Origin of the sequence: Wolbachia endosymbiont (group B) of Ennomos erosarius (assembly GCF_964026905.1) — a bacterium.
GTDB lineage: Bacteria > Pseudomonadota > Alphaproteobacteria > Rickettsiales > Anaplasmataceae > Wolbachia.
The window spans coordinates 999,978-1,011,885 of record NZ_OZ034708.1 but is presented as its reverse complement, the minus strand read 5'-3'; the positions used below and the strand labels follow the sequence as shown (position 1 = coordinate 1,011,885).

Genomic DNA, 11,908 nt, shown 5'->3' with positions numbered 1-11,908 from the left:
ATACGCAGTATTTAAATTAAAATATATACTTATGGCTAAGTAAAGATCAATGGACAAAAAATTAACTAAAAATAAAAAACCACTGGTAGACAAAGAGGATAAAAAAACACCTCCTGTTAAAGATCTTACTAAAAATAAGGGTAGGAGAGATTTTATAACATTAACTACATGCGCTATGGCGGGTATAGGAGCTGCAAGTGGACTTTGGCCACTGGTTAAGTCTATGAATCCTTCTGCTGAAGTTCTAGCAACTTCCACAGTGGAGGTGAATTTGTCTGGAATTCAGGAAGGACACGGAGTAAAAGTAAAGTGGCAAGGTAAACCAGTATTCATTCGTAGACGCACAAAGCAAGAAATTGAGGTTGCAAGAGCTGTGAATGTAAAGAACTTGAGGGATCCTCAGTCAGACGAGCAAAGAGTATGCGAAGGAAAAGATGAATGGTTAATCATGATCGGAATATGTACACATCTTGGGTGTGTACCGGTTGACCATGCTACAAGAGATGGTAATGGTTGGTTCTGTCCTTGCCACGGTTCATATTATGACACATCAGGCCGAGTAATTGGGGGGCCCGCACCAAAAAATATGACTGTACCTGATTATTTTTTTCCCAGTGAGAATGTTGTGGTAATTGGCAAGAAGGCTTAACGGAACTCGTTAAAAAAAACTCACAGGATCAACATCTATTATCACTGCAATACTCGAATTCAAGTTACAATTTTTAATCCAATATTTCAGCTTTTTTTGTATGGATAGACTGTGCTTATTGTGTATTTTTAATAATACCCTATACCGATACTTATTATTTAAAAAATTTATCGCTGCTGGTGATGGGCCAAGAATTTCAAATTCCTTTTTGTCTGCACCTACATTTTCTTCCTGGATACAAGTAGTTGAGCTACTTGGATGACGGAGAAGAGATTTTACTATTTCATTCGCTGCTTTTTGTGTCGCAATCTGATTCTTACCACAAATTATAAGCGCTATTAATCTGCTAAATGGTGGCATTTTGGCTTCACGTCTTGACTTAAGTTCAATTTCATAAAATGAGTCCCTTTTTTGATGCAGCAATGCTTTTATTATTGAACTTTCAGGGTTATTGGTTTGCACTATTACCATTCCTTTTTCATTAAACCTTCCTGATCTGCCTGCAACTTGGTGCAACAATTGATACGTCTTTTCCGCTGCTCTTAAATCAGAATTTTCGAGACTCAAATCTGCATTTATTACTCCAACCAAAGTTAATTTGGGAAAATTGTGCCCTTTAGCAATTATTTGTGTGCCGATTATAATGTTCACGTCTTCTTTCAGTACCAAGTCAATTACGTTACTAACCGACTTCTGATCGCTGCTTATCATCGCAGTTTTTGCGTTTGGTATTAATTTCACCATTTCTTCAAGTAACCTTTCAATTCCTACGCCATAAAGGAACAATGACTGTTCACCTTGGCAATTAGAACATTTTTCTGGAAGTTTCAATTGATAAGAGCAATGATGGCACAAAAGAGCATTTTTTTTCTTGTGATATGTAAGCCAAACAGCACAATTTAAGCAGGAAATTTTATATCCACACTTTTTACAAACTGCCAGTTGTGCATACCCTCTGCGGTTTAGAAAAAGCATAACCTGATGTTTTTTCTCTATGGTTTGTTTGATGCTTTCAAAAAGCTCATCGGAGATCCATTGCTTGTTGCTTCTCATATCCACTACTTTAATGAGTGGCAATTCTGCACCACCGAATCGCTTAGTTAGCTTTACATGATTGTAATTCCCGCTTTTAACATGATGAATAGTCTCGAGTAATGGAGTAGCTGATGATAAAATAATCGGAATATTTTCAAATTTGGCTAAGATTATCGCCATATCTCGAGCATTATATATAATTCCCTGTTCTTGTTTAAAAGATGAGTCGTGCTCTTCATCAACGATAATCAATTTTAGGTTTTTATAAGGCAAAAAAAGTGCTGATCGTGCACCAATAATTATCTGCGCATTTCCACTTGCTATATTGAGCCAATTATTCCGGCGAGTTTTTGGAGTGAGTCCTGAGTGCCATTCAACTAAGTTTTTTGATATCTGACCGCGAACACGATTTACCAATTGTGAAGTTAAAACAATCTCAGGTAGGAGGATTAAAATTTGTGCATTACCTTCTCCTGATGTCATTTCAACACGTTCTGGTGTCATACTAGTACGTGGCAAAGACGGTATGCTAAATGTTACAGTGGGTTTTGCCTTGAGTACAAAGGTGTCATTCCAGTGCTTGACACTGGAATCCAGGAATTTTGATTGTAAATTAGGTATTGGTCTTAAGTTAAAATAAACATTTGTAATGAGGTTATATGAAAAACTGGATCCCAGTGTCTGGGCACTGGGATGACACCCTCTTGGTAGAACCAAATCACAATGTTCGTACAGTTGTGTTTCTGGGCACTGAGATGGTAAAGTCTGAGCAGCATTTGGAACGGCAGTGTAATTCTTAATCAATTGTGCAATCACAGACAAATAAACTTCTGTTTTTCCAGATCCTGTCTCACCGTCAAGCAAAGTCACTGAATATTCGTTCAAATTGCTTATTATTTCATCACTAGCTACCTGCTGTTCAGGGCTTAATTGGCAACTTATTTCACTTATTTCCTGCTTCTGCTTAGCACAAATCAATTTGTCTATTTGGTTTACTTTTAGCACTCCTCCCATTATCACTTTGGCAAGCATACCAATAGGTATTAAGTTATACTGCGCAACCCACTCTGCAAATGCGATCAATTTTGGTCTAATATTTGGTAAATCGATTTTTTGCTCAATAAATTTTAATTCTCGGTTACTTTTATCACTGTATTTCCAAACTATTCCGATTAAGCGTTTTTTGCCAAATGGCACCACTACGTAATCTTCAAGTAAAATCTCAGTATTTTCCTCAATTGCATATGAAAATAACTGATCAATTGGAAGTGGTAGTAATACGTCAACTGTTCTTGTCATAGCAGCCTAAGTTTAGCACTGTTTTGAAAATATTCGTTTGATTTTTGTGGGTTAAACTGGTATATATAAGTTTATTTGGCTAAGATGGTAAATATGCAAGAATCTCATATACAGAAACTAATAGAATTTTCTGAGCTTCATAAGAACTTTATGCAGAACAGAAGACCAAGCGAGTCGGGAAAACAATTGTTTGAGATAAGTGAGGAATTTAAAAGGGAACACCCTGAAGTTAGATTGAATGCACGCAGTAATGTGATTGATAAGAGAACTTTTGCTTCACACGGTACCAATGCTTGGGCACTTTTTTCAGCATTTACTTTTACAAATGGCCAATTACTACCAAAAAATGAAATGAAAGTAAGGGGAATACCTGTTGTTGCAGGTGAGTTAATATTTGAGAAAGTGAGAAACAAGGCTAACGGACATTACCTCTACCCAAATACGGTGAGTCAAAATAGTGTGTCAACAGTTGGGCTTAATAATGAAAGTTCGCATTTGCTTGCCGCACTTAATTATGCAGATAAGGCAATACAACACCATAGGGATGGTTATGATAACTTTAGGGAGAGATACCTAAAAAAATATCAGAAAAGTAGTGTAGATAAAAGCATTGTAGAAAAAGCAACAGCACTTTTAAATGACAAGAACATGCAAGAAGCATATGAAAGATTATCTACTATTCGAGTGGTTGTTTTAGGCAATAGAATTGGAGGATCGGTAATAGATTCTAGTATAGATAATGAATACGGATGTGAAAGATTTAACATTAGAGTTATTATAGTGGCTGAAGAAGATAAAGAGTATATCAGAAATTTGATTAATAAAATCAATCCAAAAATAGCTGAAGGTATAATGTACCTAGCTATCAAAGAGGTTATGGAGCTTGAAGGTGAGCGTATTAAAACAGCCCCTAATAAGTTCTGCATGCGAGAGATCTTTCTAGGTGGAGAGCATATTTTTCTTCCAATTGCTTTTAAAGATAGTTTTGCGAATGATTTTGAAAAAACATTTAAAGATAAACTTACTTTCAGTTTTTCTGATCAGTTTAATGTGTGCAAAATAGAAAAGAAAAAGCTAGTAAAAAGAACGATAAAAGGTAGACCCGAAATATCTAATGCCACTATAACTTACTATCAAAATCCAGATCTAACTTCAGAAACAATAATTGATGATGTAGATTACAGTGTAGTGTTTACCGAATCATTTCAATCAAAAGTGGGTAGCAATGTGGCTATTAACTGTGATAATGAGCAAATTTTAGAACAACCGACTGCAAGCAATGTCACTACACAACCATTTACCCCAACTTCTGCACAACAGAAGCAACCAGTAAATGGTGGCCTACAAACGGTTACAGGCAGTGCAGTTCCATTGCAGCAAACACCTGTCAGTAATGGAACTAATAATAATCTACAGCCAAAAAAGCAAGATAATCAGCCACCTATAGTAGGCAATCCAAAACGTAATTCTCCACAAAAACAGCCTTCAGGAATTTCTTCGAGAGGATGGACAAATAGGCTTAGCATTATTATTTGGTGCTGTAGGAGCTACATTAGTTGCAATAGGAATTATACCTGAGATTATTGCTATTGGAGTAATTGCAACTGCTGTATTATTAGGAATTACAGGTGCAGCATTAGGTGGTGCAGTAGGATACCTTACGGACATAGCAGTAAACAAATGTTGTATAGCTTAATCCACAAAGGTAGAGACATTTTTAAGGATAAAGTAAACGGCATTGAAAAAATCAGCAAACATGTGAGATATTTTTCGAATATTGTGCTTAATTTTAAACCAATAGTGCTCAAAACGCGAATTCTGGATTAAAGGAGAATAGAAAAGGCAAGAAAACAGGGTAAACTCAGCAGTTATAAAAAAACAGATGAGGTTAACCATGGAAGATATAACAAACTGTTTTGTTTGGTCGATGATTTTTGCAGAGATATAGAGAAAAATTTTGCAGGTAAACTACTGCCAAATGGTAAAAAACCCACAAGAACAACGGAAATTGAGCACTCCGAAATCATGACAATAATCCTGCTATATCAACAATCTCCGTGTAAAAATTTCAAAACTTTCTATCTACATTACCTAACGTTGCTCTACAAATCAGAGTTTCCAAAGTTGCCTTCATATACCAGGTTTGTTGCTCTAAAGCCTAGGGTTTTGTGGCATTTAGCAATGTTGTTGCATTGGCTTTGTGGACAGTCAGAAAACACTGGAATTTCATATATAGACACAACTCCCATTGCAGTTTGTCATGCAAAAAGAATATCCAAAAACAAAGTTTTTGCTGGAATTGCAAAATTAAGCAAGAGTACTTACGGCTGGTTTTTTGGTTTCAAATTACATATGGTAATCAATGAAAATGGTGAAATTCATTCACTTACGCTAACAAAAGGCAATGTTGATGATAGGATACCTGTGCCAAATCTGACGGAAAAATTAACCGGCCTTTTGTTTGGTGACAAAGGTTATATTGCAAAAGAGCTTTTTCAGAAGCTGTTTGACCGAGGTTTGAAACTTGTTACCAAGGTGAAAAAAGGTATGAAAAATGCATTGATTTCGCTAAATGAGAAGATTTTACTGAGAAAAAGGTCTATCATTGAGACTGTTTTTGGTTACCTAAAAAATAGACTAGAAATTGAACACACTCGCCATAGATCCCCTGTTAATTTTTTGGTTCATATCTTTTCTACTCTCATTTCCTATTCCATCAAATCCAAAAAGCCTTCTATTTCCTATACTTTCTTCCTTCCTTAATCCAGAATTCGCGTCATTACTGTATTTTGTAGCTATGACTTGTTTGCTCAACATTATGTGCAATTTTCTTACTTGTTTATAGCCGCGATACTCTCTATCTTTGCTATTTTCTTTGCTGTGTGTTGTTGTATATACTAATTCCTGTACTGTCTATAGCAATTTCGATATCTTCCATGTTATTTTTTGCAATCATTGATCTTAATATCAAGTTTCTTTTGATGCTTGTGAATAGCTGATAACCTGCAAATTTTTTCCTATTTGTTCAATGTATCCCTCTAAAAATCCCACTCAAACCTATTCTGAATAGATGGGTTATTATATGTATCAAAATCACCACTTTATTGCTGTAAATATTGTTGCCACCCTGCATTTTGGCCCAATTTCATACCAATTTTCGATAGCTTTATCGATGTGACGAAAAATATTTCCTCTTTTTTCTAGAAATTTGTTATATTCGCTATGGTTACTGACTCTCATTTTTTTGTGGCATATTTATCCTTAAATCGCTATTTTATAATGAATTTAGTCAGTAATCACTAGTTTTTCTGCTGCTATGCAACAAAGCCCACCAGACCTCACATTCATTCTACTACAACGCAGAAAATTCGTACAATTGTGCATGATGTAGGGTTTCTGGCTACATTTTTCTATTAAACTCACCTTTCCTCTATGTAACAGATTTCGTATTAAATTTTAAATTTAATGCGCCTAGATATACAAGCATTCCCAGCAAAACCATAGGTATAGAAAGCAACTGCCCCATAGTTAAATCAAGCCACAAATAGCCAATTTGATAGTCTGGTTCGCGAAAAAACTCAACGAAAAAACGTGCTATTCCATACCACATAACTGCAATACCAGTTAACGCACCGTGATACAGTCTTATTCTAGTCAAGAAAAACAGTGAATTTACAACTGCGAAAAGTAGCGGTCCTTCAAAAAATGCCTCATAAAGCTGGCTTGGATGACGCAGCAAATTATCACCACTCTCTGGAAATACCATACCCCATGGCATAGTTGTAACTCTGCCAAATAACTCTCCGTTTATAAAATTGCCTATGCGACCTAAAAATAAACCTATGGGAACTCCGCAAGAAATTAGGTCCAGTGCATAAAATGTAGGGATATTATGTCTTTTACACGAAATTATTACTGCAAGCAAAACTCCTATAGCACCACCATGAAATGACATCCCTCCTTCCCAGGTTTTCAATATCTCGATAGGGTTGCTTATATAAAGAATTGGATCATATATCAATACGTAGCCAAGTCTGCCTCCAAGGATAATACCTACAATAGTGGCTATTAATAACGAATCGTAAAAATTCTTAGTAAATATTTTTTGGTCATCTAGCCTATGTAAATACCAATATGCAAACACTATACCCAAAACGTAGGCTAAGGAATACCAATATATAGAAACAGGACCGATGCTGAAAATTACTGGATTTAAAGACATATTTTGCTATAAATTATTCTTAGACAATCTACTTTTTTCACGATCCCACTCTCTCTGTTTTATGGTTGCTCTCTTATCGTAGAGTTTTTTTCCTTTTACAATGGCAATTTTAGTTTTTGCAAATCCTTTATCGTTAAAATAGACCGAAAGCGGCACAACAGTTATCCCAGCAGTCTTGATTTGACCAATTAGTTTATTTATCTCCTTTTTATGCAAGAGTAATTTACGTTCCCTTTTTGGTTTATGATTTTTTCGGTTCGCAGCTTTATATTCTGCAATATGCATATTGTGCAGCCATACTTCGCTATTCTTTTCGACAACGTAGGCGTCGGAAATATTTACTTTTCTTTCTCTTAGCGATTTAACTTCACTGCTTAATAAGACCATACCCGCTTCAAATTCTTCTAAGATGAAATATTCAAACCTTGCTTTCCTATTTTCTGCAATAACTTCCATATCTAAAGATATCTTTAAGCTTCAATATATTACAGAGTTTTTGACTTAATTCATAATAAAACAGTTATCCCAATAAATATAAGGTGCCAGGCTAGTCTGATAGCAACAGGATAACAAAAATCAAGTAAGTGTTTTTTCTGTCTTTCTAGGCACAAGTTCCTGCTTTACTCCTTTCATTTCAGTTTTAGGCTTTGACATTATATATTGACCAGCACCAACTATGAGCGCAGATCCTGCAACTAGCCCAATTATTGCTAGCACAGATAGGGCGGTAGTAAGTGCAAGTGTAGCACCAACTATCACCGCAGTTACAAAACACACAATAACACCTTTTACAATTGCATTTTTTCCAACCTGTTTTTCTTCCTTTTTCTCTGGGAGCTGTATTGCATCTTTATTTTCAGTAAGATCCTTTGGCGTTTTTTTATTCTCATTTTTTAACGTTTGTTTTTTTTCCGCTTCCTCTACAAGCTGAATTATACCTTGATCTTTAGTAAGGTCTCTTGGCGTTTTTTCATCAACATCTTTTAATGAAGGGTCTGCTCCAGCTTCTAGCAGAGCTTCCGCCACTTTTATCTTGCCATTTTTAGCAGCAAGATGTAAAGGAGTACGTCTATCACTATTGTTTGCATTAACCTCTGCTCTTTTTGCGATTAGAATGTTTACTACATCTTCAATGTTTACTACATCTTCGTGGCCCTTTTCAGCAGCATGATGTAAAGGAGTACATCTATCATTATCTTCTGCATTAACCTTTGCTCCTTTTGCAATTAGAGTTTCTACTACATCTTCGTGGCCCTTTTCAGCAGCAACATGCAAAGAAGTATATCCATCATTACTTTTTACATTAACCTCTGCTCCTTCTGCGATTAGAATGCTTACTATATTTGTATGGCCATAGTAAGCAGCAAAATGCAAAGGAGTACGTTCATAATTATCTTCTGCATTAACCTTTGCTCCTTTTGCAATTAGAGTTTCTACTACATCTTTGCAGCCCTTTGCAGCAGCAATATGTAAAGGAGTCTTGTCCTCAATACCTTCTGCATTAACATCTGCTTTCTCAACTAGAATTTTTACTACCTTTATGTGGTTCTCTTCAGCAGCATAATGCAAAGAAGTACATCCATTATTACTTTTTGCCTTAACCTCTGCTCCTTTTGCGATTAGAATGCTTACTACATTCGCATAGCCATAGTAAGCAGCAATATGCAAAGGAGTACGTTCATAATTATCTTTTGCATTAACATTTGCTTTGTTTTCAATTAGAATTTTTACTACATCTTCGTGGCCCTTTTCAGCAGCAAAATGCAAAGGAGTACACACACCACTACCTTGTACATCAACCTTTGCTTCTTCTGCGATTAGAATTTTTACTACACCTTCGTAGCCATTTGTAGCAGCAATATGTAAAGGAGCCCATCCATCACTATTTTTTTCATCAACGTTGATTCCTTTTGCTTTTGATAGAGCTTGTACTATCTTTTCGTGGCCCTTTGCAGCAGCAATATGTAAAGGAGTCCATCCTTTATTATCTTCTGCATTAACCTTTGCTCCTTCTGCGATTAGAATGTCTACTATATCTTTGTGGCCATGGTGAACAGCAATATGTAAAGGAGTAATTTTATTATCATATTCTGCATTAACATCTGCCCCGTTTTCAATCAGAGCTTTTGCTACCTTTGCACAGTTCCCATAAGAAGCAAGATGTAACAATGTGACTTTCCCAGAATTTTGATCACGAGATATAGTGAATTCGTGATCTATGTTAGGTCCACTATCGTTGTCAGGTTTACTCTTTTCCCACTCTTGACATAAACCTGAATCTTTTTTTTGTAACTCAGCTTTTATTTTTTCAACTATATTGTCCTTGCTCAAATCTAAAAGGCTATCTATTTCTTTTAATATTCCCATAAATTTGTCATATTTCATAACTTCCTCACTTAAAATGCATAACTTAGTTGTTATATCTTTTAACATAGAAGTCAAGAACCTAAATATTCGTTATTATCTTTCCTTAAAGAGTCATTTAAGTTATATTACAGGCTATGAAAAACCTCAACTTTAGGAAGGAAATCAAATTTTTTCTCTGTCGTTTATAACTTTATTTGTTCTATGGATTATACTGTCTGGTTATTTTGAGCCGTTTTTTATTTTTTGTGGAGTGTTTTCCTCTATATTCACATTGTTTATCTTTAGACGGTTGATAAACGCTGAAAGCGCTCTTAGTCAGATTTTAAATGGTACGAGTAGACTGTCGTTTTATAAGCTCGTAAGTTATATACCATGGTTAATGTACCAAATCATTTTATCAAGTGTTTATGTAACAAAAAAGGTGCTACAACTCAAATCTAAGCTTGAACCGATCATTATCCTAAGAAAATGCAAAGGGCATAATGATGAGAGCATTGCATTATTTGCTAGTTCAGTTACAATCACTCCCGGAACTTTAACTATCAATGTTGAAAGCAAGCAAAAAACGTATTTGTCTACCATGTGTTTGATAGATAAAGATCTTGAAAGTGGCATTTCTGAAATAGAAAGTAGAATCTTAAAAATACTACGTTCAGTTAAGTAATTGCTTTAAATAAGTTAACAGCATCCTTATATTCCCTTACAAGACTTTCAAGCATTTCTTTTGGAAGGCTATTATTAACAATAGAACATAAATAATTATATAAATCTTCTAACCTTAATATGTTATTTCTCTTCTTGCTGTTAAATTTATACGGAAAAATACCTTCCATAACTTCAATAGTAGTAGCCTTGTTTAAAAATACATTTTCACTTGTCACTCTTATTCTTGCTAAAACAGTGTTAATTTCAGGTTCGTCACTCGTATAAAAATCTGATAGCTGAGTTATTCTAATAACGTACAAAGTTACTATTTTTGACAAGCAATTATCAGCATATTCACAATTTTTTATTACCTCCCACTGAGTAACCTGAGATTTACCTATTTTTGCATTGTTCGGTAATTTACTCATTGAACTTTCTCCATTTAATCCAGTGTAATAAATTATACTAATACTTTGTTAAATAAATAATAACGCGATTACAAAAATATATACTTATAGTGGTATATTATACAAAAATAGCACAATATCTAAGCATTAAAGCTAGTTTTAGCTGGGTACATGGGGCTATTCGTTATTTTTGTGTTGTCCAGTGAGGTCCAAAATTAGAGGTCCACTTATATAAAGAGTTTAGTCTGCCTTCTTTGCTATAAACGCGAATTCTGGATTAAGGAAGGAAGAAAGTATAGGAAATAGAAGGCTTTTTGGATTTGATGGAATAGGAAATGAGAGTAGAAAAGATATGAACCAAAAAATTAACAGGGGATCTATGGCGAGTGTGTTCAATTTCTAGTCTATTTTTTAGGTAACCAAAAACAGTCTCAATGATAGACCTTTTTCTCAGTAAAATCTTCTCATTTAGCGAAATCAATGCATTTTTCATACCTTTTTTCACCTTGGTAACAAGTTTCAAACCTCGGTCAAACAGCTTCTGAAAAAGCTCTTTTGCAATATAACCTTTGTCACCAAACAAAAGGCCGGTTAATTTTTCCGTCAGATTTGGCACAGGTATCCTATCATCAACATTGCCTTTTGTTAGCGTAAGTGAATGAATTTCACCATTTTCATTGATTACCATATGTAATTTGAAACCAAAAAACCAGCCGTAAGTACTCTTGCTTAATTTTGCAATTCCAGCAAAAACTTTGTTTTGGATATTCTTTTTGCATGACAAACTGCAATGGGAGTTGTGTCTATATATGAAATTCCAGTGTTTTCTGACTGTCCACAAAGCCAATGCAACAACATTGCTAAATGCCACAAAACCCTAGGCTTTAGAGCAACAAACCTGGTATATGAAGGCAACTTTGGAAACTCTGATTTGTAGAGCAACGTTAGGTAATGTAGATAGAAAGTTTTGAAATTTTTACACGGAGATTGTTGATATAGCAGGATTATTGTCATGATTTCGGAGTGCTCAATTTCCGTTGTTCTTGTGGGTTTTTTACCATTTGGCAGTAGCTTACCTGCAAAATTTTTCTCTATATCTCTGCAAAAATCATCGACCAAACAAAACAGTTTGTTATATCTTCCATGGTTAACCTCATCTGTTTTTTTATAACTGCTGAGTTTACCCTGTTTTCTTGCCTTTTCTATTCTCCTTTAATCCAGAATTCGCGTTATAAAATAAGTTTTCCTTTTGAGCTGTTTTGTTAGTATTAACTAAATTTTAAA

11 protein-coding genes and 1 pseudogene are annotated in these 11,908 nt (G+C 35.0%); 5 read left to right on the top strand and 7 right to left on the bottom strand.

The window, feature by feature from the left end:
- The first annotated feature begins 49 nt into the window (after positions 1-49).
- Positions 50-649: a ubiquinol-cytochrome c reductase iron-sulfur subunit gene (petA, locus tag AAGD95_RS05325; protein ID WP_341818393.1), complete on the top strand. Its 600-nt coding sequence runs from the start codon at positions 50-52 to the stop codon at positions 647-649.
- Between the two features lie 9 nt (positions 650-658).
- On the opposite strand, the gene priA is transcribed toward petA, so the two are convergent.
- Positions 659-2,983 (bottom strand): primosomal protein N', encoded by a 2,325-nt coding sequence (priA, locus tag AAGD95_RS05320; protein ID WP_341818392.1) that lies wholly within the window; start codon positions 2,981-2,983, stop codon positions 659-661.
- Positions 2,984-3,058: 75 nt separating this feature from the next.
- On the opposite strand from priA, the gene AAGD95_RS05315 reads away from it, so the two are divergent.
- Positions 3,059-4,561: a hypothetical protein gene (locus tag AAGD95_RS05315; protein ID WP_341818391.1), complete on the top strand. Its 1,503-nt coding sequence runs from the start codon at positions 3,059-3,061 to the stop codon at positions 4,559-4,561.
- Between the two features lie 114 nt (positions 4,562-4,675).
- Here AAGD95_RS05315 and AAGD95_RS05310 read toward each other — a convergent pair whose 3' ends face one another.
- Positions 4,676-4,879, bottom strand: coding sequence for a hypothetical protein (locus AAGD95_RS05310; RefSeq protein WP_341818390.1), 204 nt, complete (start codon positions 4,877-4,879; stop codon positions 4,676-4,678).
- Between the two features lie 15 nt (positions 4,880-4,894).
- Between AAGD95_RS05310 and AAGD95_RS05305 the strand changes: the two genes are divergently transcribed.
- A complete protein-coding gene (locus AAGD95_RS05305) occupies positions 4,895-5,746 on the top strand; it encodes an IS982 family transposase (protein WP_410542088.1) in 852 nt (283 codons plus the stop codon).
- Positions 5,747-6,413: 667 nt separating this feature from the next.
- On the opposite strand, the gene lgt is transcribed toward AAGD95_RS05305, so the two are convergent.
- The 3 genes from lgt to AAGD95_RS05290 all read right to left on the bottom strand — a co-directional run bounded on the left by lgt (position 6,414) and on the right by AAGD95_RS05290 (position 9,638).
- Positions 6,414-7,205 (bottom strand): prolipoprotein diacylglyceryl transferase, encoded by a 792-nt coding sequence (gene lgt / locus AAGD95_RS05300; protein WP_341818389.1) that lies wholly within the window; start codon positions 7,203-7,205, stop codon positions 6,414-6,416.
- Positions 7,206-7,211: 6 nt separating this feature from the next.
- Positions 7,212-7,661: an SsrA-binding protein SmpB gene (smpB, locus tag AAGD95_RS05295; RefSeq protein ID WP_007548863.1), complete on the bottom strand. Its 450-nt coding sequence runs from the start codon at positions 7,659-7,661 to the stop codon at positions 7,212-7,214.
- A 120-nt stretch (positions 7,662-7,781) separates the two neighbouring features.
- Entirely contained in the window at positions 7,782-9,638 is a 1,857-nt protein-coding gene (locus AAGD95_RS05290) for an ankyrin repeat domain-containing protein (RefSeq protein ID WP_341818388.1), read from the bottom strand.
- A 100-nt stretch (positions 9,639-9,738) separates the two neighbouring features.
- Between AAGD95_RS05290 and AAGD95_RS05285 the strand changes: the two genes are divergently transcribed.
- Complete coding sequence (locus AAGD95_RS05285; protein WP_341818845.1) at positions 9,739-10,236, top strand: Na+/H+ antiporter subunit E; 498 nt, start codon at positions 9,739-9,741, stop codon at positions 10,234-10,236.
- Here AAGD95_RS05285 and AAGD95_RS05280 read toward each other — a convergent pair.
- Together AAGD95_RS05280 and AAGD95_RS05275 are read right to left on the bottom strand one after the other, a co-directional pair.
- Entirely contained in the window at positions 10,229-10,645 is a 417-nt protein-coding gene (locus tag AAGD95_RS05280) for a hypothetical protein (protein ID WP_341818387.1), read from the bottom strand. The genes AAGD95_RS05285 and AAGD95_RS05280 overlap by 8 nt on opposite strands.
- A gap of 256 nt (positions 10,646-10,901) precedes the next feature.
- Positions 10,902-11,752 (bottom strand): annotated as a pseudogene (locus tag AAGD95_RS05275) (IS982 family transposase).
- 15 nt (positions 11,753-11,767) lie between these two features.
- Between AAGD95_RS05275 and AAGD95_RS05270 the strand changes: the two are divergent.
- A complete protein-coding gene (locus AAGD95_RS05270) occupies positions 11,768-11,890 on the top strand; it encodes a hypothetical protein (RefSeq protein WP_341818386.1) in 123 nt (40 codons plus the stop codon).
- Positions 11,891-11,908 lie beyond the last annotated feature (18 nt).